General features: G+C 70.7%; 16 protein-coding genes and 1 pseudogene. 8 read left to right on the top strand and 9 right to left on the bottom strand.

Annotation, left to right across the window (positions count from 1 at the left end; genetic code table 11):
• Positions 1-105: 105 nt before the first annotated feature.
• On the bottom strand, positions 106-498 hold the full coding sequence (locus ACQ9ZG_RS18700) for a hypothetical protein (protein ID WP_499280890.1): 393 nt from the start codon (positions 496-498) through the stop codon (positions 106-108).
• A 1,352-nt stretch (positions 499-1,850) separates the two neighbouring features.
• Between ACQ9ZG_RS18700 and ACQ9ZG_RS18705 the strand changes: the two genes are divergently transcribed.
• From ACQ9ZG_RS18705 to ACQ9ZG_RS18720, 4 genes are all read left to right on the top strand, one after another.
• Complete coding sequence (locus ACQ9ZG_RS18705; protein WP_258312301.1) at positions 1,851-5,597, top strand: LamG-like jellyroll fold domain-containing protein; 3,747 nt, start codon at positions 1,851-1,853, stop codon at positions 5,595-5,597.
• A 241-nt stretch (positions 5,598-5,838) separates the two neighbouring features.
• Complete coding sequence (locus tag ACQ9ZG_RS18710) at positions 5,839-12,315, top strand: RHS repeat-associated core domain-containing protein (protein ID WP_258312302.1); 6,477 nt, start codon at positions 5,839-5,841, stop codon at positions 12,313-12,315.
• Between the two features lie 4 nt (positions 12,316-12,319).
• Positions 12,320-12,826 carry a hypothetical protein gene (locus ACQ9ZG_RS18715; protein WP_109916642.1) on the top strand — a complete coding sequence of 169 codons (507 nt, stop codon included), beginning with the start codon at positions 12,320-12,322 and terminating at the stop codon, positions 12,824-12,826.
• 368 nt (positions 12,827-13,194) lie between these two features.
• Positions 13,195-13,686: a hypothetical protein gene (locus ACQ9ZG_RS18720; RefSeq protein WP_109916643.1), complete on the top strand. Its 492-nt coding sequence runs from the start codon at positions 13,195-13,197 to the stop codon at positions 13,684-13,686.
• Between the two features lie 371 nt (positions 13,687-14,057).
• Here ACQ9ZG_RS18720 and ACQ9ZG_RS18725 read toward each other — a convergent pair.
• Both ACQ9ZG_RS18725 and ACQ9ZG_RS18730 read right to left on the bottom strand, forming a co-directional pair.
• Positions 14,058-14,312: pseudogene (locus ACQ9ZG_RS18725) on the bottom strand (helix-turn-helix domain-containing protein); the annotation flags it as partial.
• 382 nt (positions 14,313-14,694) lie between these two features.
• Positions 14,695-16,185, bottom strand: a complete 1,491-nt coding sequence (locus tag ACQ9ZG_RS18730) for an MFS transporter (RefSeq protein ID WP_499280891.1) — start codon at positions 16,183-16,185, stop codon at positions 14,695-14,697.
• A 121-nt stretch (positions 16,186-16,306) separates the two neighbouring features.
• Here ACQ9ZG_RS18730 and ACQ9ZG_RS18735 point away from each other — a divergent pair, with 121 nt between their 5' ends.
• Positions 16,307-16,753 (top strand): MarR family winged helix-turn-helix transcriptional regulator, encoded by a 447-nt coding sequence (locus ACQ9ZG_RS18735; protein ID WP_109916533.1) that lies wholly within the window; start codon positions 16,307-16,309, stop codon positions 16,751-16,753.
• Between the two features lie 187 nt (positions 16,754-16,940).
• Positions 16,941-17,570, top strand: a complete 630-nt coding sequence (locus tag ACQ9ZG_RS18740) for a sortase domain-containing protein (protein WP_109916534.1) — start codon at positions 16,941-16,943, stop codon at positions 17,568-17,570.
• A gap of 63 nt (positions 17,571-17,633) precedes the next feature.
• On the opposite strand, the gene ACQ9ZG_RS18745 is transcribed toward ACQ9ZG_RS18740, so the two are convergent.
• Entirely contained in the window at positions 17,634-19,043 is a 1,410-nt protein-coding gene (locus ACQ9ZG_RS18745) for an NAD(P)/FAD-dependent oxidoreductase (RefSeq protein WP_109916535.1), read from the bottom strand.
• A gap of 76 nt (positions 19,044-19,119) precedes the next feature.
• A complete protein-coding gene (locus ACQ9ZG_RS18750; protein WP_258312290.1) occupies positions 19,120-19,896 on the bottom strand; it encodes a rhomboid-like protein in 777 nt (258 codons plus the stop codon).
• Between ACQ9ZG_RS18750 and ACQ9ZG_RS18755 the strand changes: the two genes are divergently transcribed.
• Positions 19,895-20,851 (top strand): aminoglycoside phosphotransferase family protein, encoded by a 957-nt coding sequence (locus ACQ9ZG_RS18755; RefSeq protein ID WP_499280893.1) that lies wholly within the window; start codon positions 19,895-19,897, stop codon positions 20,849-20,851. The two genes, ACQ9ZG_RS18750 and ACQ9ZG_RS18755, sit on opposite strands and share 2 nt — an antisense overlap.
• 120 nt (positions 20,852-20,971) lie before the next feature.
• Here the strand turns inward: ACQ9ZG_RS18755 and ACQ9ZG_RS18760 are convergent, their stop codons facing one another.
• A complete protein-coding gene (locus ACQ9ZG_RS18760) occupies positions 20,972-22,177 on the bottom strand; it encodes an NAD(P)-binding protein (RefSeq protein WP_499280895.1) in 1,206 nt (401 codons plus the stop codon).
• Positions 22,178-22,277: 100 nt separating this feature from the next.
• Here ACQ9ZG_RS18760 and ACQ9ZG_RS18765 point away from each other — a divergent pair, with 100 nt between their 5' ends.
• Positions 22,278-23,015 carry a pentapeptide repeat-containing protein gene (locus ACQ9ZG_RS18765; RefSeq protein ID WP_258312158.1) on the top strand — a complete coding sequence of 246 codons (738 nt, stop codon included), beginning with the start codon at positions 22,278-22,280 and terminating at the stop codon, positions 23,013-23,015.
• Positions 23,016-23,150: 135 nt separating this feature from the next.
• Here ACQ9ZG_RS18765 and ACQ9ZG_RS18770 read toward each other — a convergent pair whose 3' ends face one another.
• From ACQ9ZG_RS18770 to ACQ9ZG_RS18780, 3 genes are all read right to left on the bottom strand, one after another.
• Complete coding sequence (locus ACQ9ZG_RS18770; RefSeq protein ID WP_028419539.1) at positions 23,151-23,648, bottom strand: hypothetical protein; 498 nt, start codon at positions 23,646-23,648, stop codon at positions 23,151-23,153.
• 56 nt (positions 23,649-23,704) lie between these two features.
• Positions 23,705-24,370, bottom strand: coding sequence for a response regulator (locus ACQ9ZG_RS18775; protein WP_028419540.1), 666 nt, complete (start codon positions 24,368-24,370; stop codon positions 23,705-23,707).
• Between the two features lie 121 nt (positions 24,371-24,491).
• Positions 24,492-25,811 carry a sensor histidine kinase gene (locus tag ACQ9ZG_RS18780; RefSeq protein ID WP_109916857.1) on the bottom strand — a complete coding sequence of 440 codons (1,320 nt, stop codon included), beginning with the start codon at positions 25,809-25,811 and terminating at the stop codon, positions 24,492-24,494.
• Positions 25,812-25,890: the final 79 nt, after the last annotated feature.

A 25,890-nucleotide genomic window follows, 5' to 3' on the forward strand; every position in this document is an offset into this window, starting at 1 on the left:
GGCGGGTCTCCTCAAAGGCTGTGAGGGGCCCCGGCCGGGCGGACGGTGACACGTCCGGCCGGGGCTGTCCCGGAACCGCGGGACACGGTGGTGGGGCAGGGCCCGTCAGGCGGTGACGGTCGCCAGGGTGAAGCGGGCGACGGCGGCCTTGAACTCGGCCTTCCGCGGGGCGTAGGCGGCGACCAGGCGGACCAGCTGGGCGAGGGTGTACCGGTAGACGGTGCGGCTCTTGCGGGACCGGCCGCCGTTCACGGTGCGGCGGGTCCGGGCGACCCGGGCCGGGGCGATACCGAGGCGCTTCGCGACGGAGCGGAGCCCGTTCGCCGCGCCGCCGGCGGTGGCGGGGTCGGTGCCGGTCGCGATGAGGTGGGAGGCCAGCGAGCGGGGGCGGCGGCGGCAGGAGGCGGCGAGCCGGTTGAGGGCGGTGCGCTGGCGGAGGGCCTTACGGGCCGTGCGGCGGTTCGCCCGACGCTGGCGGGGGGTGAGAGACTGCGGCATAGCGGTACTCCTGTTCAGGCAGGTGTTTCCGTCAGGCCCTCGCTCGGTGTTGGTAGCACCGGCGGGGGCCGCATCCGTTTCCGGAGTGCGTGGTACATGTTAGCAGCGTCTGTTCCTAACGTGCAACAGACCGAGGCGGGATTCCAGTACACATTCAGTACGGGTGATCCCCAGACGTTGCGGGATAACGACGGAGGGGCACGGATGGCAAACTCGCAGGTCAAAGGCCATATAGGCTTCCGCCGCAGGTCCCGAATCCGCCTTGAGAGACCTTGTAATGCGTAGGTCGTCGGTTCGAATCCGACAGGGGGCCCTCTGGGAAGCCCAGGTCAGACGCCGTCTGACCTGGGCTTCTGTGCTTCTTCGGATCGCTCTTGGGCGAGAGGTCTGTCGGGGACCTCCTCTCCGTCCGGGATGTGTGATGCGTGCTCCTGCCAGCGGCCGGCCCATCTCCAAGGCAACGGTGCTGCCATCCGCTCGGCAGAAGGCGGAGTCATGCCGTGTCTGGATGCCGGCCCTGCCGCAGGCCTGCGGGAAAAGCAGGGGATGGACTTCCTGGCCTGATCGTCGGATCTCCCGGGAGTTGCTGGAACCCGGTCCTGCAGTCGGCCGCGTCTATTGGATGAACTCCCCTTTGGATGCCCATGGTTCACCGGAATGGGGAGTGTCCGCAGTGGATGGGGGCGGTGCCTGTTGTCGCGCAGGTCGGCGTGGGCCGGAAGCGAACGACTTGGACCGGACGTCCGTTCATGAGCTAGGTTCCTGTCGCTCATAAGATCTACATAAAATATTCATGATGCGGGGGATTGGGAATGATGGCGCATGCGCGTATGCGCGGCGTTGGGGGAATCGCGGCGATTGCTCTGAGCTCTCTTCTCGCGGTCGGGCTACTGCCCGCAACCGCGGCTGCGGTCTCGTCGAGCACTCCGGCGAATCCGCCTCGTGAGGCTGCCGATATGGCACCGTATTCCGAGGAGGAAGCGCGGGCGGAGGCCGAACGGACCGGCCGGAGTGTAGAGATCGTCTCGATGCGTGGTGCGAGCACCGAGGTGTTCGTGACCCCCGAGGGGGATCTGGAACAAAGGGAGTACGTGCGTCCCGTCCGCACGAGGGTCGGCGGTGAGTGGAAGCCGGTGGACACGGCCTTGGTGTCTACCGGCAGGGGGGTGGTCGTGCCCAGGGCCGTCACCGTCGGGCTGGAGTTCTCCGATGGCGGGTCCGACACACCGTTGGTACGGATGAACAAGGCGGGCCGAGAGCTGGCGCTGTCCTGGCCCGGCAGGTTGCCCGTACCCGAACTGGACGGTGCCACGGCAACGTACCGAAACGTTCTGCCTGACGTCGATCTGAGGATGGGCGCGCAGGAGGACGGATTCACCCAACTGCTCGTCGTCAACAGCGCCGCAGCCGCGGCCAGTCCTGCCCTCTCCGAGCTGCGGATGAAACTCGCTGCGGGCGGGATGGACGTCAAGGAGACGGAAAACGGCGGTCTGGTCGCGGTCGACAAGGGAGCCGGCACGTCGGTCTTCGAAGCCCCGGTGCCACAGATGTGGGACTCCAGTGGTGGTACGGACGGGGAAGACGTCCGTGCTGCAGGCGGAAGTGGACTCACGGCCCGTACGGCCACCGTTCCACCGACGACAGGCGTCACCGAAGCCCGTCCCGCCGAGAGCGGCAAGCTCGCCCCTGTCGGCGTGGAAATCCCCCCGGGGAATGGCGAACTGGTACTCAAGCCCGATCTCGGCGTGCTGAGGAGCAAGGACACCGAGTACCCGGTCTTTATCGACCCCCAGTGGTATTCGCCCCGGGCGTCGGCATGGACCATGGCGTCGAAACACTGGGCCTCGTCTCCGCAGTGGAAGTTCAACGGAAAATCCGACGCGGGCATGGGGTACTGCGGCTGGGACTACTGCGCACCGCATGACACCAAGCGGCTGTTCTACCGTCTGCCCACCGCGACCTACGCCGGGAAGACCGTTCTCTCCGCCGAGTTCGTGGTGCGCAACGTCCACTCGGCGTCGTGCTCGGCGCGCGAGGTGCAGTTGTGGCGTACGAAGGACATCTCTTCGTCGACGACATGGAACACCCAGAGCCCGGCGGCGTTCTGGCTCAAGAAGCTCGCGGCGAAGTCGTTCGCCCACGGGTACACCGGCTGTGCCGCGAAGGACGCCAAGTTCGACGTGAAGGCGGCAGTGCAGGAGGCCGCCAACGGCAGGTGGTCAACGATGACCTTCGGTCTGCGCGCCGCCGACGAGGGTGACCACTACGGCTGGAAGCGCTTCTCCGACAAGGCGTTCCTGCGGGTGAAGTACAACCGTCCCCCTACGCAGGTGAAGATGTCCCAGCTGACCGCCGAGTACGGAGGTACCTGCAAGGCGTGGGACAAGGCACCCCGGGTGCGGTCCCTGGGCAAGATCTACGCGAACGGTGTCACCGACCCGGATGGTGACGACATCGCGGTGGAGTTCCAGGCGAACTGGGATTCCGGCGACGGCAAGGGCCTGATCGCCCGGTGGAAGCCCGCCCGCACGTCGTACAAGAAGTCCGGTTCCAGCTTCTCCATCAGCCTGCCGACCTCGATCCCGGCGAACAGGACCGTCCACTGGCAGGTGCGCTCGTACGACGGGGCACACTACTCGCCCTGGTCGTCGGCGGGTGATCCGACGGCCTGCTACTTCGTGTACGACACCAGCGTGCCTGCCGCACCGGCGATCTCCTCGGGCCACTATCCGGCATCGGACCCGGAGAACCCGGACGATCCGTGGTACGACGGAGTGGGCCAGTACGGTACGTTCTCCATCGACTCGCCCTCGACGGACGTGATCCGCTACCGCTACGGCTTCAACACCGACCCGTCCGCCGGGAACCAGATCACCACCACCGGAGGCGCGGCCAAGTCCGCACGGCTGCTTCCCGCACGGCCAGGGCTCAACTTCGTGACTGCCCAGGCGTTCGACCAGGCGGGCAACGGCTCCGAGATCCGCACCTATCAGTTCCGTGTGAAGGCCGGGCAGCCCGAGCGCGCCGTCTGGCAGCTGGACGAACCGGAGGGTGCCACCAAGGCCGCCGGTGCCACCACATCGCGGACCGTGCGACTGCACGGCGGAGCGGAACTCGGTGCCGAGGGCAGGACGGGCTCGGGCCTGCGTTTCGACGGCACGACCGGATACGCCTCGTCCGACCTGACCGTGGTGGACACCTCCGACAGCTTCTCCGTAGCCGCCTGGGCACGGCTCGACCGGATGCCCAGTGGGGCGGCCATCATCGCGGCGCAGCCGGGCAACCACTCGCCGGGCTTTGAGCTGTACTACTCCCAGTACTACGACCGCTGGGTGTTCAACCAGTACACCTCGGACACCGCCGGTGCCTCCATCGCACGGGCCATGGCCCCTGCGGCGGGCGGCGACGCAGTCGGGCGGTGGACCCACCTGGTGGGCGTGTACGACGGCAAGGCCAAGCAACTGCGGCTGTACGTCGACGGCAAGCTCGCCGGCTCCACCGCGTACACCACCGCGTGGGAGGCGCGCCGGGGGCTGCAACTGGGAGCCGGAATCTACAGCGGCACCCACAAGTCATTCTTCCCCGGTACGGTCGACGACGTCCAAATCTTCGACCGAGCCGTTTCGGCGGCCGAGGCCACGCGACTGCACCAGGGGCAGGAGACCACCATGGGCCGGCCGCCGAGCGCCGTCTTCCCGCTGGACGAGCCGACGGGCGCCACTGAGGTCAGCGGGGCCGCGCCCGAGCAGCCGCTGACCCTGCACGGGCCGGTGGCCGGCGGTGTGGACGGGGTCGCGGGCAAGGCCCTGAAGTTCGACGGAGCCGCCTCCTACGCGGCCACCGACCGCCCGGTGCTCAACACGGCCCGCTCGTACACGGTCTCAGCGTGGGCGAAGCTCCCCGAGACCACGGCCACCGGCAACCGGACCGTGGTCAGCCAGGACGGCACGTTCTACAGCCCCTTCTACCTGTCCTACGAGGGCGGGGCGAATACCTGGAGCCTGCGGACCTCGCTGGAAGATGTGCAGGTGGGCAACATCCGCGACCAGCGGGTGGTCGCCACCCAGCCGGCCAGACCCGGTGAATGGGCCCACTTGGTGGCGGTTCACGACGCCACGGCCCAGCAGATTCGCCTCTACGTCAACGGGCAGCTGCAAGGTGTCGCCACGGCTCCCAGGACGTGGGAGGCGCAGGGTGCCGTGCAGATCGGCCGTGCCATCTGGCAGGGCACGTACGTCGACCACTTCCCCGGCACGATCGACGATGTCCGGCTCTTCGACCGGCCGGTGGCCGACGACGAGGTCCGCCAGATCTTCCAGCGGCGGCCCTTGGTCAAGAGCCGCTGGACGTTCGAGCAGACCTCCGGCACCAGCCCGGTCACGACGTCGAACGCCGTGTCCGGCGGCAGCGCGCTCACCCTCAACGGTGGTGCGAAGAAGTCGGACCTCGCCTACATCGACGCGGGCAGCCTGGAGTTGGACGGCGTCGGCGGCTACGCGGCCACCGCGTCCGTCCCGGTGGACACCGGGGCCAGCTACACGGTGACCGCCTGGGCCCAGGCAGCGGCACTTCCCCAGCGAGCGGCGTCGGTGGTCAGCGCTGAAGGCACCGTCCAGAGCGCCTTCAACGTCCGCTTCGTGCCGGATGCCTCCGGCCCGGACGGCCTCGGCCACTGGGAGCTGGCCCTGCCGGACAAGGACAGCACGGAGGCCTCGACGGTGCGTGTCGTCAACGGCGAGTTCTACGATGCGCGGGAATGGAACCATCTGGCGTTCGTCTACGACGGGTTCACCAGGGAGGCACGTCTCTACGTCAACGGCGTCCTCCAGGAGATCGCCTGTGGGGACGGGGACGGGGACGGGGAAGCTGACGAGGCCGCGTGCGGGAACCGGGTCTCCTGGTCGGTGAACACCCTGTCCTTCAAGGCCACCAAGTCCCTCCAGGTCGGCCGGGCCAAGACTGGCGGCACCTGGGGCGAGTACTTCCCCGGCCTGATCGATGACGTCTGGACGTTCCAGGGCACGCTGACCGATGCTCAGGTCGAGAAGCTTGCCGGGACATGGTTCGACATCCCGACCGAGGTTCCCGGGAACGGCTGAGCGCCGCTCCGCCGACCGGCACCGGCCGGATGCCGTGCTCTGGGCCAGTGTCCACAGCACGGCATCCCATGCCGCTCCACTGTCCCGTTTCTACTCTTCCTTCTTCCTTGTCCTCATGGTCGTGCGCAGCCGCACGACCTCGGATCACAACCAAGGATTCACTCCTCATATGTCCATAACATCAAAATTGCTCCCGCCTTCGGTGGCCCGACGAAGAGTGGCCTTGTTCCTGTCCACCGTCATGGTGGCCACAGTGATGCAGGGGGCCGCCGCGTCAGCAGCTCCCTCACCGCGGTGGGACCTGCCCGGCCTGCCCTCTGCCGAGATGCCGGTCAAGGGGCGAGATGTCTTCGGCGCCGAGCCACGCTCCGCCGCCGATGAGCCGAGAGCGCCGAAGGGCAGCCCCCGTGCGGCCTGGCCCGAGCCGGGCGAGCGGGTCATCAGTGTCTCCCCCGCACCGGCTGCGGGCGAGCGTGCCGCCGAGAACAGGCCCGCCACAGCGCTCCGCTCGTTCCCGATCGCGGTTACCGCTCCTCGCGCGGCGGCTGAGAGCGCGGGCACCGTTCGGAGAACCCCGAGCGATGTGCCGTTGCTGGAGACCCCGGTCGGCGCCAAGGGGCGCCTCGAAGCCAAGGTGCTCGGACACCGAGCTGCCGAACGCGCCGGGATCGACGGGGTGCTCTTCACCCTGGAGGCGGGCGACGGCCGGGACGACCGCCCTGGAAAGGTGGACGCCACCGTCGACTACTCCTCGTTCTCCGAGGCGTACGGCGGCGGCTACGGCTCCCGTCTGACGCTTGTCCAGCTGCCCGCCTGTGCCGTGGACGAACCCTCCCGGGAAGAATGCCGCACGGTCACCCCGGTACCGACGGTCAACGACACCGAACGGAGAACCCTCACCGCCTCCTCGGTCGCCCTGCGGTCGTCCGGCCCCACGGTCCTCGCCGCCATGGCCGCGGAGACCGCCGGAACGGGGGACTTCACCGCCACGAAGCTCTCACCGTCCGCGTCCTGGGACACCAACCTCAACACCGGTGACTTCAGCTGGTCCTACGACATCCCGGTCCCCGACGTGCCTGGCGGGCTCACGCCCGAGCTCGGCCTGTCGTACAACTCCGGCCACATCGACGGGCGCACCGGTACCACCAACAACCAGTCGTCCTGGGTGGGCGACGGGTTCGACCTCTGGTCCGGCTACATCGAGCGGCGTTACAAGCCGTGCTACGACGACGGTGTCAAGAACGCGGACGGCAACAAGCCGGCGGACCTGTGCTGGGGCTACGACAACGCGTTCATCACCTTCAACGGCAAGGGTGGTGAGCTGGTCCCGACGGGTGACGACGAGTTCCGCCTCAAGCAGGACGACGGCACCCGGATCACCCGGCTGCGCTCCGCCGACCGCGGCAACGGTGACAACGACGGCGAGTACTGGCGGCTCACCGACCCCGACGGCGTGCACTACTACTTCGGTTACAACCGGCTGCCCGGCTGGAGCAGCGGGAAAGAGACCACCGATTCCACGTGGACGGTTCCGGTCTTCGGCAACAACAGCGGGGAGCCCTGCTACAAGGCGGCCTTCGCGGACTCCTGGTGCCAGCAGGGCTGGCGCTGGAACCTCGACTACGTCGTGGACCCGCACGGCAACGCGGTCGCCTACTACTACGACCAGGAGAAGAACGCCTACGGCCGTAACCTCAAGGCCAAGGACAATACGCCGTACGTGCGCGGCGGTTCGCTGGACCGGATCGAGTACGGCCTGAAGGACGGCTCCGCCTACAGCGCCAAGGCGCTGGGCAAGGTGAACTTCGCCACCTCCGAGCGCTGCCTGCCCGACGCCAACACCGACTGCAAGTCGATCGACAAGGACGCCTTCTACTGGTACGACACACCCTGGGACCTGCACTGCGCGGAGGGCAAGGACTGCGACAAGGGCCGGCTGTCCCCCGTCTTCTTCACCCGTGACCGCCTGACCGGCATCACCACCCAGGTCCTCAAGGGCAGCGCGTACGCGGACGTCGACTCCTGGAAGCTCGGCCACCGCTGGGGCCAGGCCGACATCGACTACCAGCTGCTCCTGGACTCCGTCCAGCGCACCGGTCACACCGCCACCCCGGCGGTCACCCTGCCGAAGACCAGCTTCGCCTACACCCAGCGGGCCAACCGGCTCGACCGGATCGGCGACGGCTACGCGCCCTTCATCAAGTCCCGGCTGTCCACCGTCACCGACGAGTACGGCGGCCAGGTCGACATCAACTACTCGGACCCCGTCTGCTCCTGGGACAAGCTGCCCACGCCCGAGAAGAACGGCACTCGCTGCTACCCGCAGTTCATCGGCGGCGACGCCGACGCCGCGCCCGAACGGCAGTGGTTCAACAAGTACGTCGTCACCTCCACCACCAAGACCGACCGCACCGGCGGCGCGCCCGACGGCGTGACCCAGTACGAGTACCTCGGTGACGCGGCCTGGCACTACGACGATGACGACGGCCTGACGAAGGAGAAGCACAAGACCTGGTCCCAGTGGCGCGGCTACGGCCAGGTCCGGGTCAAGACCGGCGGTCAGGGCGGCCAGGCAGCCCTGAGGACGCAGCAGGACAGCTACTTCCTGCGCGGCATGGACGGCGACAGGGAATCCACCTCGGGCGGCACCAAGAAGGTCTCCGTCACTCTGGGCAGTGGTGAGGGAGACCCCATCACCGACCACGAGTCTGTGGCGGGCTTCGCCTACAAATCGGTCGTCCACTCAGGCGTCGACGGCAAGATCCTGTCGAAGTCGGTAGACCGGCCCTGGTACCACGAGACCGCGAGGAAGACCCGCACCTGGGGCACCGTCACCTCCAACCTGACCGGCACCGCCCGGTCCACCTCCTGGACCTCCCTGGACGGCGGTGCGGGGAAGTCCTGGAGCGTCAGCGAGACCAGGAACACCTACGACACAGTGGCCGGGCGGGTCACCATGACCGAGGACCTGGGGGACCCGACCACCCCGTCCGACGACCGCTGCACTCGTACCACCTACGCCGGCGGTGGCACCGGCATCATCACCCTCCCCTCCAGGGAGGAGACGGTCGCCAGGTCCTGTTCCGCCACGCCGGACCGCTCCAAGGACGTGGTCTCCGACGTCCGGACCGCCTACGACGGCGGGGAGTACGGCGCGGCTCCGACCAAGGGTGACGCAACAGCGTCGGCCACGATCAAGAGCCACGACGGCACCAAGGCCGTCTACCTGGAGTCCAAGGCGACATTCGACTCCTACGGCCGACGCCTGAACACCACCGACCTGACGTCGGACGTCACCGTGACCGGCACGGGCCAGCCCGCCCGCACCGCCCGCACCGACGGACGTACGACGACCACCGCCTACAGTCCTGCTACCGGCTTCCCGGCCAAGGTCACCGAGACGACACCGCCCGCCACCGCGGGCACCCCGGCGACGGCGCAGAACGTGGTGACCGAGTTCGACCCGGTGCGCGGTCGACCCGCCGCACAGGTCGACACGAACGGCAAACGATCCGAGTTCTCTTTCGACGCGCTCGGCCGGATCAGCCGGATCTGGCTTGCCGACCGACGGACCGACCAGACTCCGAGCTACGAGTTCACCTACTTCATCGACGCGGACAAGCCCGTCGCGATCCGCGCCCGGACCCTCGACAACAAGGGCGGCCAGCGTTCTTCCTACACGCTGTACGACGGGTTCTTGCGGGAGCGCCAGGTACAGGAGCCCGGACCGGATGGGGGCCGGATCCTCACGGATGTCTTCTACGACGAACGGGGCCTGACAGCCAAGACCTTCGCTCCGTACTACAACGACCAGGAGCCGCCCAACCGCGGTCTGTTCAAGCCCGCCGACGCCCTCAGCGTCGAGACCCAGACGAGATACGTCTACGACGGCCTCGGCCGCGAGACCGAGATCAAGGACATCGCCGGAAACGGTGACGGAGGCGCCGTACTCGCGATTACCCGGAAGACCTACGGCGGCGACCGCACCACCGTGATCCCGCCGGAGGGCGGCACCGCCACGACTGTGATTGCGGACGCCCGTGGTCTGGTGACCGAGCTGCGCCAGCACCACTCTCGCAGCGCCGCCGCGGCTTACGACACCACCACCTACGCGTACACGACCCGGGGCGAACTCGCCAAGGTCACCGACCCGGCGGGCAACTCCTGGAAGTACGCCTACGACCAGCGCGGCCACGAGGTCCGGACGGAGGACCCCGACCGGGGCGTCACCACCCGCCGTTACGACGACCGGGGCCAGCTCACCACCACCGAGGACGCCCGGGGCACCGTCCTGGCGCACGTGTACGACGGGCTGGGCCGCCAGACCGAGCTGCGCGACGGCTCCGCCACAGGCAGTCTGCGCGCCAAGTGGACCTACGACACCATCAGCGGCGCCAAGGGCCAACTCGCCCAGTCCACGCGCTATGTGGACGGCGCCGAGTACACCTCGAAGGTCACTCAGTACGACCGGCTCTACCGCCCGGTCAGGACCGCCGTGGTGATCCCCTCCCAGGAGGGCGCCCTCGCGGGCACGTACCAGACCGGCACCGCCTATCTCCCCTCCGGCCTGCCCAGCACCGTGAGCTACTCGGCGGCCGGTTCGCTGCCGGGCGGCAGCCACACCGTCAGCTATGCCCCCGACACGCTGCGGCCGACCGGCCTCCTCGGTGACGGATTCACGGCGGAGACCGTGTACTCCTCGACGGGCAAGCCGCTCCAGCACCGGATGTCCGGCACCGCCGCCGGCGCCAAGCCGGTGCAGGTGACCAACACTTACGAGTGGGGCACCCAGCGGGTCGCGACCTCGCGGGTGGACCGTCAGGACGTGGCAGGCGTCGACCGGTTCAACACCTACCGGTATGACGACCTGGGCAACATCCTGTCGATCTCGGACACCTCCAGGTCCGGCACCGACACCCAGTGCTTCGACTACGACCATCTGCAGCGGCTGACCAAGGCGTGGACGCAGGGTGACAAGACCTGCGCCACGGCGCCCGGTGCCGGGACGGTCGGCGGCCCGGCACCGTACTGGCAGTCCTTCTCGTACGACAAGACGGGCAACCGCCTGTCCGAGACCCTGCACGACGTCTCCGGCGACAGCGCCAAGGACACCCTGCGGACCTACAGCTACCCGGCTCCGGGCAGCGCCCGTCCGCACGGCTTGACCTCGGTCTCGACCCGGCTGCCCGATGGCACCACCGACCAGGACGACTACTCCTACGACGAGGTCGGCAACACGACGGCCCGTCCCCGGGGCGACGCCTTTCAGCAGCTCACCTGGGACGCCGAGGGTCACCTGGCCAAGGTCACGGAGCCCGCGGCGGGTGGCGGCAGCAAGGTGACCGAGTACCTGTACGACACCGGGGGCAACCGCCTCATCGGGCGTACAGGCTCGAAGAGCACGCTGTACCTCGGCCACACCGAGGTGACCCTCGACAAGGGCGCGGCCAAGGCCAAGGCGACCCGCTACACCCCGCTCGGCGGAGGCAACCAGGCGGTCAAGGAGGACGACGGCTCCGTCACCTTCACTCTCGCCGACCACCAGGGCACCGGTCTCCTGTCCGTGAACGCCGCCACCCAGGCGTTGTCGCAGCGGCGCACCCTGCCGTTCGGCGGCGCACGGGGCGCGGCTCCGGTTCCGTGGGTGGGCAGCAAGGGGTTCGTCGGCGGTACCGACGACAGCGGTGACACCGGGCTGACGCACCTCGGTGCCCGGGAGTACGACCCCTCGACGGGCCGTTTCCTGAGCGTCGACCCGATCATGGACCTCACGGATCCGCAACAGCTCAACGGCTACGCGTACGCGGAGAACTCCCCGGTCACCTTCAGCGACAGCACCGGCCAGTGGAAGTGGCTGGACAAGCTCGCTTCCAAGGGCAAGCAGGCTGTCAAGGGCTTCAAGAACGGTGTCGTCGACGGCTACTACGACCTGGCCGAGAGCGTCTACACGTGGACCGACCGGCTGGGCTGGACGGACGGCAACGCCCAGAAGATCAAGAACGACCGCGCGGGCAAGACCCCGATCAGCCTCTACAAGACCGTCCGCGGACCGGACCAGAGCGGCGCCTGGTACAAGGCCTCGTACTGGGTCGGCAAGTTCCTCACGCCGTTCTTCCCCGGTGCTGCCGGAGCGGGCGCCGGCGGCAAGGCGCTGGCCAAGCCCGGAGGCGTCAGCAAGGTCGTCAAGGGTGCCCTCGGCAGGTTGTTCTCGGGCACGGCGCAGAAGGCGGCGCCGCCGAAGGTGGCACCGAGGATTGTTCCCCGTGCTGATGTCAGTCCACGTGGGGTGGGTGGTAAGAGCGCGCCTGCGGTGGAGGTCCAGAAGGCCCCGACCGGCTGGACACACGCCGGGCAGATGGAGAAGGCATCGTCCCAGGTGGCCGATTTCGCCCTCAAGCACGCTTCAAAGAGAAAGGCGTCCAAGGCGTACGTGGGTGGCTACAACATCGAGACGGGAGACATCGCCCTGGCCCAGTCGGGCGGTTGCAAGCCCGGACTCAGCTTCTGTGCGGAGGGGAACGCCGTGCGCGCGCTCGGCGGCGACCCGACGAAGGTGCGGTTCACCATCGCGTACAACGTGGATTTCGCCAGCGGTGTACGCACGGTCAAGCCGAAGGAAGTGTGTGTGCAATGCCAGCTTGACTACCCGTCCCCCGGCCAGTTTGAACCCGGCGTAAAGGGGGAGCCGGGTGGTTTGTGGGATGAGTTGGGATACTGAGGCGATGAAGGCAATCACCATGATGGAGTTGGAGATCGGGCTGTACGACTGGTCCGCGCTCCCCTGCCGCAGTTGTCCGTCAGCCGCGCACGTCCCTGCGGAACTGCTGCGGATGGCCCGGGCGCAGAACCGGGAGGAGGCCAGGCCGAGAGCCATTGAGCACCACGTGCTCCAGGAGAGCTGGGCGACACCGACAGTTGTTCCGGTCGCCCGGGTGCTGATGGCAGGCCTGGCGGACCGCAGTATCTCGGCGGTGGCCCGGAACCAGTTCCTGGACCTTCTCTGGTCATTCGTCATCGTGGATGACGAGGACCTTGCCGCTGAGTGCCTGGACGCGGTCAAAGGCGGCATCTGGACCTTGTACGAGGAGATCCTGTCCGGTGACTCCAAGGGAAGCGCCCTTCTCGCCTACTGGCTCGTGAAGGACGCGGAGACCAACCCGGCCCGCGTGGACCGTCTCCTCGCGACAGCGCGACACCTGCTGCCGGATGACCTCTACGAGGAGGACTGACCGGCGGCGGGCGGATGACGGGCAGGACCTCATGCCAAGGAGGCGAGGTCCTGCCCGTTCTCTGTGTGAGCGGGTTGATACGTGAGACGTTGCCCTCGTCCAGTCGGGCGGCTGTAATACCGGACTCAGGCACTGTGCCGAGGGCAATGTCGTGCACGCACTCGGCGGTGACCCCACGAAGGTCCGGTTCACCATCGAGTACAACGCGAATCGTCAGCCGGATGGAACTGTTGTCGCGGGGCCGAAGAAAGGCGGCCTGAAGTGTCAGCTCGACTACCCGTCCCCCGGCCAGTCTGAACCCGGAGTAGAAGGGGAGTCGGGTGTCTTGTGGGACGAGTTGGGGTACTGAGCAGGTCAAGGTAATCACCATGATGGAGTTGGAGATCGGGCTGTACGACTGGTCCGCGCTCCCCTGCCGCAAGTGCCCATCAGCCGCGCATGTGCCAGGAGATCTGTTGCGGATGGCCCGTGCCAGGACACTGGAGGAGGCTGAACCGCGCGGTATCGACTTCCACGTGATCCAGGAAGGCTGGACGACGAAGACTGCGGTTCCCGTTGCACGGGTGCTCATGGCCGGGCTGGCCGACCGTGGTATTTCTCCTTCCGCCCGCCATCGGTTTCTTGAGCTTCTCAGTTCTTTCACCGTCGTCGATGACGAAGGAATCGCAGAGGAGTGCAGAAAGGCGGTGCGAGCCAGCACCTGGGCTCTGTACGAGGAGGTGCTATCCGGCCGGGCCAAAGGCACTGCAGCCTACGCGTATTGGCTTCTGCAGGATGTGGAGACGGTTCCGGCGCGGCTGGAGCGGCTGCTGGCGACAGCGCGGCACCTCTTGCCGGAGGACGTCTGTGAAGAGGACTGACCGGTGTGAGCGGATTGATACGTGCATCCGCAAGGCTGTCACGTTGGCCCTTCGGCACTGGCGACTTCGCTGGACTGCGGCCTGCCCAGGCTGCAGGTCTGCTTCATTGTCAATCCCGATACCGAGTCGGGTACGCGCTCCTTTGGTGCGCCGCCTGCCTCCGCGGTGTCTTCGTGTCACGGGTCCGGGCGCCGGAAGGCACACCTGTGCGGTTCTGGATGACCTGCTGTCGGCCGAAGGCGTTCCCGACTTCCTTCGCCATGAGCGCTTCACCGCGACGGAAGACGCCGCATTGCCGTCAGCGCCTGCCAGGAGGACCTGCGCTGACGGCGCCCCCGCTCCCAGCACTCGCCGCGTGATGAGGCCCGGCGGGGGCGGGCTTCCACGGCGGTCCGGCCGGGGGCGAGGCGGGATTCGTGCAGGGCGCGGATGAGGCCGGTGCGGTCGCCGAAGCTCCGGAGGAGGGTGGCCTTGCCGACACCGGCCGCCGCGATGTCCGCCATCGTGACGGTTCCCGGGTTCTCGTGTTCGGCGAAGAGCCGGTCGGCCGCCGCGAGGACCGCTTCCCGGTCGCGGGCCGCGGAGCTCTGGGCCCTCTCCGCGGCGGGGTGGTGGACCGGGTCCACCTCGTCCCGCCGCCCGGTGCCCCCGATCCGGCCGCTGTCATGCTGCCGTTCCTGCGACGCGCCCTCGCCGACCACCACGCCCCGAACACCGATCTGCTCATCACCGGTCCGAATGCGCTGAGTGACGCCGATGTCGCCGCCGTGCTCACCGAGGTCACCGGGCGTACGGTCGTCCATCAGCGGCTCTCGCGGGGGACGCGACGGCCGAGCTGCTGGCCGCCGAGACGCCCGCCGCTTTCGTCGGGATGCCGGCCGACCTGGACCTGGCCGTCGCGGCGGGTGCGGAGGAACGGACCTCCCGCACCGTCGAGCGGATCACTGGCCGCCCGCCCCACGACTTCCGTACGGTGGCGGCGCGTGAGACGGTCGGCGGCGGAGGTGCTCAGGCCCTGGCGGCGGGCGCGTGCGGCACTTCCGGAGCGGGTGCGGCCGGCTGAAGTGGTGCCTTCATCGTCCGTACGGGGATGAGCGCAGCGACCACCGCCGCCGCCAGGCCCACCCCGCAGCCGATCAGCATGGCGGTGCGGAAGCCGTTCTCGGAGGGCAGCGGGAAGCCGCCGAAGTCGGTCGTCATCCGGGCCAGGACCACGCCGATGACGGCCGCCGCGAACGAGGTGCCGATGGAGCGCATCAGGGCGTTGAAGCTGTTGGCGGAGGCCGTCTCGGAGGCGGGGACCGCGCTCATGATGAGGGCCGGCATGGCCCCGTAGGCGAAGCCGACGCCGGAGTTGCAGACGAGGGTGACCAGCAGCAGGCCCCACGGGGAGCCGGAGTCGATCAGCGGGACGGAGAGTCCGTAGCCCGCCGCGATGACGAGGCTCCCGACGGCGAGCGTGACCTTGGGGCCCTTGGCGGCGGAGAGCTTGGCTCCGAGCGGGGACATCACCATCATCATCAGCCCGGCCGGGGCCATCCACAGGCCCATCGCCAGCATCGACCGGCCCAGGCCGTAGCCCGTCGCCTCGGGGAGCTGGAGCAGCTGGGGGATGACGAGGGACTGCGCGTACATCGCGAAGCCGACCAGGACCGAGGCCGTGTTCGTCATCAGGACCTGGGGGCGGACGGTCACGCGCAGGTCGACCAGCGGGTCGCGCAGCCGCAGCTCCCACCGGGCCCAGGCGGGCAGGAGGACGAGCGCGGCGGCGAAGAGGGTGAGCGTCGTGGCGCTGGACCAGCCCCAGTCGGCGCCCTTGGAGACGGCGAGCAGGAGGGCGATCAGCCCGGCGCCGAGGCCGATGGCGCCGGGCAGGTCGAAGCGGCCCGCCGCGGCGGCGGCCGGGCGGTCGGCGGGGACCAGGGCGGCGATCAGGGCGCCGACCGCGAGGGCGAGCACGGCGACCACCCAGAAGAGCACGCGCCAGCTGGTGTTCTCCGCAACGGCCGCGGCGAAGGGCAGGCCGAGCGCGCCGCCCACGCCCATCGATGCGCTCATGATCGCGATGGACGGGCCGAGCTTCTCGGCCGGGACGACGTCCCGCAGCAGGCTGATGCCGAGCGGCACCACGCCCATGCCGAACCCCTGGAGGCCGCGTCCGGTGATCATCGGGATCACGGACGAGGAGAGGGCGCAGACCGCCGAGCCGAGGACGAGCGGTACGAGGGAGACGAGCAGCATCCGCCGCTTGCCGTACATGTCTCCGAGCCGTCCGGCGACCGGCGTGGAGACGGCGGCGGCCAGCAGGGTGGCGGTGATGACCCAGGAGGCGTTGGACGCGGAGGTGTCGAACATGACCGGCAGTTGCGCGATCAGCGGCACCACCAGGGTCTGGGTGAGCGCGGCCACGATCCCGGCGAGGGCCAGGACGGCCACGATGGCGCCGGGGCGGGCCGTGGGTGCTCCCGGGGAGGCTGCTGCGGGCGGTGGGGTCTCCACGGGGTGTCTCCGTTTCTCAGCCCTCGGACCTCGGCGGGCTGCTCGCTTATGCAAGATACAGGTAATGTGCATCATGCATAGCTTATGTATTGCGCATATCCATCGTGATATACCTGGATGCGTGGACATGCCCCTCGACCGGATCGAACGCGAGACCATGCTGCTCGGCCGGTACATGCACCTGCTCGCCCCGCGTGCGGAGTGGCGGCTCGACCGCAGCGCCTACATCCTGCTCAGCCGGATCGAGGTGGAGGGCCCCATGTCCATCAGCCAGCTCAGCGAGGCCTTCGGCCTGGACGCCTCCACCCTCAACCGGCAGACCGCCGCGATGCTGCGCGCCGGGGTCGTCGAACGCATCCCGGACCCCGACGGGGGCATCGCCCGCAAGTTCGCCATCACCGACGAGGGCGCCCGCCGGCTCGACAGCGACCGCGACCGGAACGTGGCGGGCCTGGCCAAGGTCATGGCCGACTGGACGCCGGAGGAGGCGGAGCAGCTCGCCGACTCGCTCAGCCGGCTGAACCTCTCCATCGAGCGGCTCGACGGGCGGCCCTGGCCCCGCGACTGACGCGCGGCCCGCTTCTCGGAGCGGCCTGCTTCCCGGTGCGGCCTGTTCCCTGGCACGGTCCGCTTCCCGGCGTGGCCCGCTCCCTGGCACGGTCCGCTTCCCGGTGCCGCCTGCTCCCCGGCGCGGTCCTGGCCGTGTCCTGGTGTACTGGAGGTACTGCCCCGGACCGGGATGGGGATGGACGCCCATGAACCGCCGCCGCCGTTCTCGTACGCTTCCCACGGCTCTCGCCTGTGCCGGTGCCGCCGTCCTGCTGACGACCGCCTTCGCGTCGGCCGCCCCCGCCGACCGCACCGAACCCCGCACCGGCACCGCCGTCCTGGAGATCCCTGCCATCGGCGTCGAGGACCTGGACGTGGTGCCGTACGAGGGCACCACCGACGACCGCCCCGGCAGCCGCATCCAGGACCGGGGCGTCGCCTCCAGCCCGTACGGGGAGGAGGGCGGGGTCGGGCCGGGCGATGTCGGCAACTACCTCGTCACCGCGCACCGGCTCAGCGCCGGGGGCGTGCTGCGCGAGCTGCCGGATCTCGGCAAGGGCGATCCCGTGTACGTGACGGAGGACGGCACCACGTACACGTACGAGATCACCGAGACCCGGAAGACCTCCTTCCGCAGCGAGCGGTCGCTCGACGAGCAGCGGGCGGAGGTGCCGGGGAAGCCGGGCGAGGAGCCGGCCCGGGCCATGATCACGATCTCCACCTGTGCCACCCCCGAGGACGACGCGGCCGGGAACTTCTGGCGCGACGACCTCGGCAACCCCGAGCACCGGATCGACAAGGTGGGTGTGCTGGTGGCCGAGGAGAAGTCCCGCTAGGGCCTGTCGTCGAACTGCCGCCTGCCGTGCGACGACGGCAGTTCGACGACAGGCCCTAGCGGGTCAGTGGCGGCCCGAGATACGGTCCGCCGCCTTCGCGATGGGGTCGGTGCCGGGGCGCGGCGAGACCGTCTCGCGGCGGTCGGCGGCGCGGTAGGCCGCGTACAGGCCGTGCACGCCGAGCCAGCGGAAGGGTTCCGGCTCCCAGCGGCGGACGCGGTGGTTCACCCAGGGCAGCGCCGTCAGGTCGGTCGGGCCCGCCTGGCCGGAGTCCTGCTGGATGAGGTCGCGCAGGGTGCGGGCGGCGAGGTTGGCGGTGGCGACGCCCGAGCCGACGTACCCGCCCGCCCAGCCGAGCCCCGTGGAGCGGTCCAGGGTGACGGTGGCGCACCAGTCGCGGGGGACGCCGAGGACGCCGGACCAGGCGTGGTCGACGCGGACACCCGCCGTGGTGGGGAAGAGGCGGACCAGCAGGTCGCGCAGGGCGGTGATGGTGGCGGGCTGGGTGCGGCCGTCGTGGTCGGTGGCGGAGCCGTAGCGGTAGGGGTAGCCGCGGCCGCCGATGGCGATGCGGTCGTCGGCGGTGCGCTGGGCGTAGAGGTAGGCGTGGGCCATGTCGCCGAGGGTCTCGCGCCCCTCCCAGCCGATGGTGTCCCAGACGCGGGCGGGGAGCGGTTCGGTGGCGATCATGGAGGAGTTCATCGGGAGCCAGGTCCGCTTGAGCCCCTTGAGGCCTGCCGTGAAGCCTTCGGTGCAGCGCAGGATGTAGGGGGCGCGGACCGTGCCGTACGGGGTGACCGCGTGCTTCGGCTTGATCTCGGTGACCGGCGTCGACTCGTGGATCGTGACCCCGAGCGCCTCCACGGCGTCCGCGAGCCCCTTGACCAGCTTGGCCGGGTGCAGCCGGGCGCCGTGCGGGGTCCAGGTGGAGCCGACGGCCCCGGTGACCCGGATGCGCTCGGCGGTCTCGCGGGCGCCGCGCAGGACCCGGTCGGTCTCCCCGAAGGCGATCTCGACGCTGTGGAAGTCCTTGAGCCGGGCGAGCTGCGCCGGGGTGTGGGCGACCTCCAGGACACCGCCCTGGTGGATGTCGGCGTCGATCTTCTCCTCGGCCGCGGCCCGGACGACCTCGCCCACCGTCTCGTTCATCGCCTTCTGGAGCCGTACGGCGGCGTCGTGGCCGTGCAGCTTCGCGTACCGCTCGCGCCCCGCGATGCCGTTGTAGAGCCAGCCGCCGTTGCGGCCGGAGGCGCCGTAGCCGCAGAACTTGGCCTCCAGCACGGTGATGTTGAGGAAGGGGGCGGCCTTCTTCAGGTAGTACGCCGTCCAGAGCCCCGTGTAGCCGCCGCCGACGATGCAGACGTCGGCGCTCGCGTCGCCGGGCAGGGGTTCGCGGGGGGTGGGGGTGCCCTCCTGCGCGTACCAGAACGATATGCCGCCGTTGACGGTACTGGCGTTGCTGACGGTGCTCATGATGCCCCTGGGTCCCTGTCCGGTGCCGCCGGCGCCCGGTCTTCGGTGTGATGCCGAGCGTATGTGTGGCGGGACGTTACTGCGCGGCGGGGCGTTCCGTCTCCTCCGGGGAGGGGGCTCCACGCTTCCCCTGGGAGAGGTTCCCGCGTCTCCCGGGGGAGGGGGCCCCGCGGGTGAGGCGGTAGCAGGCGAGTCCGGTCAGTACGGCGGTGACGTGGCCCAGGTCGGTGACCGTGCGGCCGTCGGCGGCCAGGGGCACCCCGTAGAAGACGAGGACCGCGAAGGCGTAGACGTACCGCCAGGGGTGCGGCACCCGGTAGGTGAGGACGGCGACCACCCCGGCGAGGGCGTAACTCACCCCGACCTCCAGGGTGTTGCCGGCCGACTGCGAGGCGTCCCCGTACCGGACCGCCCAGCCGAGGACGCCCTCGCCGAGCAGCACGGCCAGGACGTGCGCCAGGACCGCGACGGCCAGCCACCGCAGGGTGCCGAGCCAGTGTTCGGCGGTGGCGTGGAAGACGGTGAACAGGACGGCGTACGGGAGCCAGTGGCCGCCGTCGATCCACAGGACGCCGGAGACCAGGGGGCGGACGGGGTCCCAGGAGGGGCCGCCGGAGGACCCGTCGGAGACTCCGCCGGAGGTCCCGTCCTCGAAGGCGGGGGTGGTCCGGTGGAGCAGGACCGTGGTGACGAAGAGGACCGCCAGCCAGATGTACGTGCCCGGGGCGGTGACGATCCAGCGGCGTACGGCGGAGAGGGCACGGCGGCCTCTTCTCCTGCTGGTGTCGCCGCCGGTGTCGCCGGTGTTGTCGGTGTCGCTGTCCGCGGTGGGGCCCGGGGATTTACGGGACATGGTCCGATTGACGCACGGCCCTAGGATCGCCGGTGTGATCGACATCCCGGACGAACTGATCGCTACTCAGTACGCATACAACGGGGCCGCCGGACGGGCCTTCATCGCCGCGCTGCCGGAGCTGGCCGGGCGGTTCCTGGAGGAGTGGGGGCTGCGGCCGGACGGGCCGTCCATGTACGGCGTGTGCGCGCTGGTCCTGCCCGTGGTGCGCGAGGCGGACGGGGTACCGGCGGCGCTGAAGCTCCAGCCGGTGGACGAGGAGACGGCGGGCGAGCCGGTCGCGCTGCGGGCGTGGGGCGCCGCGGGGGCCGGGGCGGTGGAGCTGCTCGGCCATGACCCGGAGACCGGCGCGCTGCTGCTGGAGCGGCTGGACGAGGGGCGGCCGTTGTCGGGGGTGGCTGACGTGAGGGGTGCCGTAGGGGTACTCGGCGGGGTGCTGGCCCGGTTGGCGGCGGTGCCCGCGCCGGAGGGGCTGCGCACCCTGAGCGGTGCGGTGGAGCGGATGCTGGCGGCGGCTCCGGGGATGGTGGCGCGGCTGGCCGACGCGGCGGACCGGCGGCTGCTCGCGGACTGCGCGGCGGCGGTGCGGGAGGTTGCGGGTGAGCCGGGGGACCGGTTGCTCCACTGGGACCTGCACTACGACAACGTCCTGGCGGGGCGCGCGGACGCGGGGCGGGCGGGGGAGTGGGTGGCGCTCGACCCCAAGCCGCTGGCGGGTGACCCGGGGTTCGAGCTGTTCCCGGCGTTGGTCAACCTCTTCGACGCCGACGAGGTGGTGTGGCGGTTCGACGCCTTGACGGAGGCGCTGGGCCTGGAGCGGGACCGGGGGCGGGCGCGGGCCTGGACGCTGGGGCGCGTGCTCCAGAACACGGTGTGGGCGGTGGAGGAGGGCGAGGGGGAGGGCCGGATCGCCCCCGACCATGCGGAGATCGCACGGCGGTTGCTGGGTCGGTGAGGTGAGGTTGGGTGGGGTGAGGCGGTGAGGTGGGGTGAGGCGGTGAGGTGGGGTGGTGCGGACGAGTGGTGCGGGCCGGGCGACCCGCTTGGGCCGGCCCGTCCCGCCCCACCCCGTCCCTCAAGCCTGGTCGAGGCCACCCCTCGCTCCGTAGCTCCGCCCAGTGCCCCGTACGCGTACGGCCAGCAGCCCGGCTTCGAGGCCGCTGGTGAAGGAGACCTCGCTGAGGAGGCCGGGGGCGGCGACCTGGTCACCGGCGAGGAAGACGCCGTCGCCCCGGATGACGGAGGGCCGGTCCCGCCAGGTGGTGCCGGGGCGGTCGACGGCCCCGGTGCGGCCGTCGGCCAGCGCCTCGGTGCGCCAGGTGGTGCGCTCCCGCCAGCCGGGGAAGCCGAGGTCGAGGAGTTCCCCGGCGCGGGCGGTCCCCTCGGCCTTCCGCCCGTCGGGCCCGACCGGGAACTGGCCCTGGAGGAGCTGCTCCCCGGCCGGGGCGAGTCCGGGGTCCTGGGCGGTGAACCGTTCCAGCCAGCCGGGCGCGTCCAGGTCCGAGACCACGAACGCGTCGCCCCGCCGGGTGCGCAGGGCCAGGTCCACCAGGACGGTCCGGCCGCTCTCCCAGGTGAGGGACGCGTCGTCGAGCAGGACGCGGGCGGCGGGGAGCGAGGTGGCGACGACGACCGGTCCCGTACGGGCCAGTTCACCGAGCGTACGGGTGTCGACGCGGGCACCCGTCTCGACGGCGACCCCCAGACCGCGGGCGTGGCCCGCGAGGCGTTCGACGAGCCGCGCCCAGCCGCCGACGGGGTAGCGGGCCTCGGGCGGGAGCGAGCCGAGCCGGTGCAGCCGCTCCTGGACGAACCGGGCGGAGAGTGCGCCGGGGTCGTGGTGGAAGAGCGCGGTGGCGGCGAAGTTCGCGGCGGCCCTGGCCCCCGCCGCGCCGACCTGCCCGGTGGCCCAGCTCCGGAAGTCGGCGTCCACGGGCGCCGTCACGGCGCTGCGCCGGGCGAGTCGCAGCAGGGCGACGGGTGGCGTCCGGCGGGCGGCCCCGTCACGGCGGAACCGGAACCGGAGGCCTTCGCGGGGCGGTACGGAGACGACGGGCCCGAGCAGCCCGCGCCGGACCAGCCAGGACCGGTGGGGGCCACGCCGGTAGAGGGCGTGCGGGCCCTCGTTGGCGCGGTAGGGGCCGTCGGCGGTCCTGGCCCGGCCGCCGAGCGTGCGGTGGCCTTCGTACAGGGTGACCCGGGCGCCGGATTCGGCCGCGGTGATCGCGGCGGTCAGCCCGGCGAGGCCACCCCCGACGACGTGGACGTGAGCGTGCTCCATGGGGAACTCCTTCGCTTCTTCGATGATGCGACGGACCGGGGGAGGCGGGACGTGACACGGAACGCGGGGCGTTGTCAGTGGTGTGCGTCACGATGGGGTCATGGCAGCGAGTACGGGCAGGACGGCGGGGCCGGGCAGGGCATCCGGGCCGGGCAGGGCATCCGGGCCGGGCAGGGCCAAGAAGGACACCGTTGCGGCGGCGCGGCGCCCGGAGGTGCGGCTTCCGCCGCTCGTTCCGTACGGGGGCGGGGGCCTGGAGCCGGACGGCGACTACGACGGGGTGCGGTTCGAGGGGGTGGATCTGTCGGACGCGTCGGGCCCGGGCGCGCGGTTCATGGACTGCGCCCTGGACGGGTGTGCCCTGGACCGTGCGGAGCTGGCGCGGTCCCCCTTCATCGACGCGGTGCTGACCGGCGTCCGGGGCGTGGGCACCGACCTGGCGGAGGCGTCGCTGCGGGACGTGGAGGTGGTGGACGCCCGGCTGGGCGGGGTGCAGCTGCACGGGGCGGTGCTGGAGCGGGTGGTCGTGCGCGGCGGGAAGATCGACTACCTGAATCTGCGCGAGGCCCGGCTGAAGGACGTGGTCTTCGAGGACTGTGTGCTCTCCGAGCCGGACTTCGGCGGTGCGCACCTGGTGCGGGTGGAGTTCCGGGGCTGTGTGCTGAAGCGGGCGGACTTCAGCGCGGCGCGGATGGAGTCGGTGGACCTGCGTGCGGTGGCCGAGCTGGACATCGCCCGGGGCGTGGACCGGCTGGCGGGCGCGGTGATCAGCCCGGCCCAGCTGATGGAGCTGGCCCCGGCGTTCGCGGCGCAGATCGGGGTGCGGGTGGAGGGGTGATCGGCAGCGGCGCCGACCGTCCGGGGTTGCTTCCGGCGTGTCCGGAGGCGGCTTCGGGCGGCCGGACCGCCGGGGGACGGAGGCGGCCGAGGGGCAGGCAGGGGCAGGGGGACGGAGGCGGAGCCTGCGGAGGGGTCAGAGCCGGGGGAAGCGGGCCTGGAGGTCCCAGATCACGGGGTTGTCGGCGAGGCCGTCGTGCATGTCGGCCAGGTCCGCGATCAGGTCGTGCAGGAAGTCGCGGGCCTCGCGGCGCAGAAGGGAGTGGCTGAAGGTGAGCGGGGGCTCGTCGCCGGGCATCCAGTCCGCCTCGACGTCGACCCAGCCGAACCGCCGCTCGAAGATCATGACGTCGGAGGACTCGGTGAAGTCCAGCTCGGCGTACTGCCTGCGGTGCGAGCGGTTGCCGCGGGGGTCCTGGTCGATCTGCTCGACGATGTCGCACAGCGCCCACGCGAAGTCGAGCACCGGCACCCATCCCCAGGCTGTGGACACCTCGCGGTCGGCCTTGGTGTCCGCGAGATAGACGTCCCCGGAGAACAGGTCGTGCCGCAGCGCACGGACGTCCGCACGGCGGTAGTCGGTCTGCGGGGGGTCGGGGAAGCGGCGGGAGAGGGAGTAGCCGATGTCGAGCACGGGTCGATGGTGTCATGCCGGGAAACACCGGGGCGCCGCGCCCGAAGGCGCGGGCGTCAGGGCAGCAGCCGCTGTTCCTTCGCCACCGAGACCGCGCCCGCGCGGGTGTCGACGCCGAGCTTGTCGTAGATGCGGCCCAGGTGGGTCTTGACCGTGGCTTCGCTGATGAAGAGGGCGCGGGCGATGTCCCGGTTGCCGAGGCCCTGGGAGAGCTGGGCCAGGATGTCGCGTTCGCGGTCGGTGAGGCTCGGGCGGGGGCTGCGCATCCGGGCCATGACCCGGCTGGCGACGGGGGCCGAGAGCGTGGTGCGGCCCTGGGCGGCCGAGCGGATGGCGGCGAACAGCTCCTCAGGCCGCTCGGCCTTCAGCAGATAGCCGGTGGCCCCGGCCTCGATGGCGCGGGTGATGTCGGCGTCCGTGTCGTACGTGGTCAGTACCAGGACGTGGACCGTGCCGTCGGCGGCGATGCGGCGGGTCGCCTCCACGCCGTCGATGCCCGCGCCGAGCTGGAGGTCCATGAGGACGACGTCGGGGGTGAGGCGGGCGGCGAGCACCACGGCCTCCTCGCCGCTGCCCGCCTCCCCGACGACCTCGATGTCCGGTTCGCTGCCGAGGAGGGCCAGCAGCCCGGCGCGGACGACCACGTGGTCGTCGCAGAGCAGGATGCGGACGGGGGCGGGGGAAGGGGCGGGAGCGGGGGACGCGGTCGCCTCGCCGGTCATGTGGGGTCCTCCGTGGTCAGGTAGGGGCCTCCGTGCGTCACGTGCGGGTCTCCGTGTGTCGCGTGGGGTGCTTCGTGCGTCACGTGCGGGTCTCCGTGTGTCACGTCGGGTGCTTCGTACGTCACGTGGGGTCCTGCGGCGGGGTGGGCGCCGGCGGGGTGGGCGTCGGTGGGATGAGCGGGATTCCGGCCGAGAGCACCGTGCCCTCGCCCGGGGCGGACTCGATCGTCAGTGTTCCGCCGAGCTGGTGCACGCGGGCCCGCATCGCGGGGAGCCCGTGGCCCCGTACGGCACCCGTCGTGCGCGGGGCGCCGGGCTCCGGTGTGAAGCCGCGGCCGTTGTCCCCGATGTCCAGGACCACCCGGTCGCCCAGGTGGGTCAGGGTCAGCCCGGCGGCGGTGGCGTCGGCGTGCTCCCGTACGTTCGCTAGCGCCCCCTGAGCGATCCGCAGCAGTGCGGACTGCACCCGGTCCGGCAGGGGGGCGTACGGCGTGCCCTCCACATGACAGCGGACGGTCAGGGCCCCCGCCGCCTGGGCCGTCTCACGGGCCGCCAGTGCGTGCAGGGCCGCCTCCAGGCCGCCGCCCTCCGCCAGATCGGCCGGGGCCAGGTCGTGGACGAAGCGGCGGGCCTCCGCGAGGTTGCGTTCCGCGATGCCCGTGGCCGTACGGACATGGCGGCGGGCCGCCGCCGGGTCGGCCTCCCATGTGCGGTCGGCCGCCTGGAGCAGCATCTGCTGGCTGGACAGGCCCTGCGCCAGCGTGTCGTGGATCTCCATGGAGAGCCGCTGGCGCTCCGCGAGGGTGCCCTCGCGCCGCTCGGTGGCGGCCAGTTCGCGCCGGGTGCGCAGCAGGTCGTCGATCAGCTCGCGCTGACGGGCCGCCAGCTCCCGCTGCCGTACGGCCTGCCGCTGCATGTGGACGAAGACGGCGGTGGCGACGGCCGCCACGGCGGGCGGGGCCAGCACCAGGTTCGGGTCGAAGCCGGTGGCCAGGCGCAGTTGGGCGGCCACCACGAACGCGGTGAGCAGGGCGACCAGCGCGAGTGCCGCGCGCGGCGGCAGGATGCGCAGCCCGGTGTAGAACAGCGGCACCGCGCACCACGCGAAGCTCGGCGCCAGCACGACGAGCACCATCCAGACGGCGACCAGCACCCCGAGCCAGGCCACCCGGCGCGGGGTGGGGCGTGAGCCGAGGACGGGCCCCAGCAGATACAGGACGGCCAGGGTGATCGACAGCGCGATGATCCACGGCGTACGGGCCTCGCCGGGGTGCCGCATCAGGAACCGGGTCAGCGAGGCGCCGAGCAGCAGGAAGAACGCGGCGTGCAGGAGGAGCGCGAGCCAGCGCGCGTCGGGGTCGGGGCCGGCGACCGTACCGTCCCCCGCCGCGTCCCGTGCGCCGGACCTTCCCGGCTCCCGTGCGTCGCTCCGGTGCTCCACCCCGTACCTCCTCACTCTTCCTCGCTGACCTGCGCAGATCCCTCCATGGTGACCCCGTCGGACCACCCGCGCATCAACC

The organism is Streptomyces araujoniae (assembly GCF_050871195.1).
Classification (GTDB): Bacteria; Actinomycetota; Actinomycetes; order Streptomycetales; family Streptomycetaceae; genus Streptomyces; species Streptomyces bacillaris.

Bases quoted from the DNA above. Each gene is read 5' to 3' on its own strand.
- ACQ9ZG_RS18700 (WP_499280890.1), bottom strand. From the start codon at position 498: ATGCCGCAGTCTCTCACCCCCCGCCAGCGTCGGGCGAACCGCCGCACG.
- ACQ9ZG_RS18720 (WP_109916643.1), top strand. From the start codon at position 13,195: ATGATGGAGTTGGAGATCGGGCTGTACGACTGGTCCGCGCTCCCCTGC.
- ACQ9ZG_RS18715 (WP_109916642.1), top strand. From the start codon at position 12,320: ATGAAGGCAATCACCATGATGGAGTTGGAGATCGGGCTGTACGACTGG.
- ACQ9ZG_RS18750 (WP_258312290.1), bottom strand. From the start codon at position 19,896: ATGTCCCGTAAATCCCCGGGCCCCACCGCGGACAGCGACACCGACAAC.
- ACQ9ZG_RS18710 (WP_258312302.1), top strand. From the start codon at position 5,839: ATGGTGGCCACAGTGATGCAGGGGGCCGCCGCGTCAGCAGCTCCCTCA.
- ACQ9ZG_RS18705 (WP_258312301.1), top strand. From the start codon at position 1,851: ATGGGCGCGCAGGAGGACGGATTCACCCAACTGCTCGTCGTCAACAGC.
- ACQ9ZG_RS18775 (WP_028419540.1), bottom strand. From the start codon at position 24,370: ATGACCGGCGAGGCGACCGCGTCCCCCGCTCCCGCCCCTTCCCCCGCC.
- ACQ9ZG_RS18740 (WP_109916534.1), top strand. From the start codon at position 16,941: ATGAACCGCCGCCGCCGTTCTCGTACGCTTCCCACGGCTCTCGCCTGT.
- ACQ9ZG_RS18745 (WP_109916535.1), bottom strand. From the start codon at position 19,043: ATGAGCACCGTCAGCAACGCCAGTACCGTCAACGGCGGCATATCGTTC.
- ACQ9ZG_RS18755 (WP_499280893.1), top strand. From the start codon at position 19,895: ATGGTCCGATTGACGCACGGCCCTAGGATCGCCGGTGTGATCGACATC.
- ACQ9ZG_RS18760 (WP_499280895.1), bottom strand. From the start codon at position 22,177: ATGGAGCACGCTCACGTCCACGTCGTCGGGGGTGGCCTCGCCGGGCTG.
- ACQ9ZG_RS18765 (WP_258312158.1), top strand. From the start codon at position 22,278: ATGGCAGCGAGTACGGGCAGGACGGCGGGGCCGGGCAGGGCATCCGGG.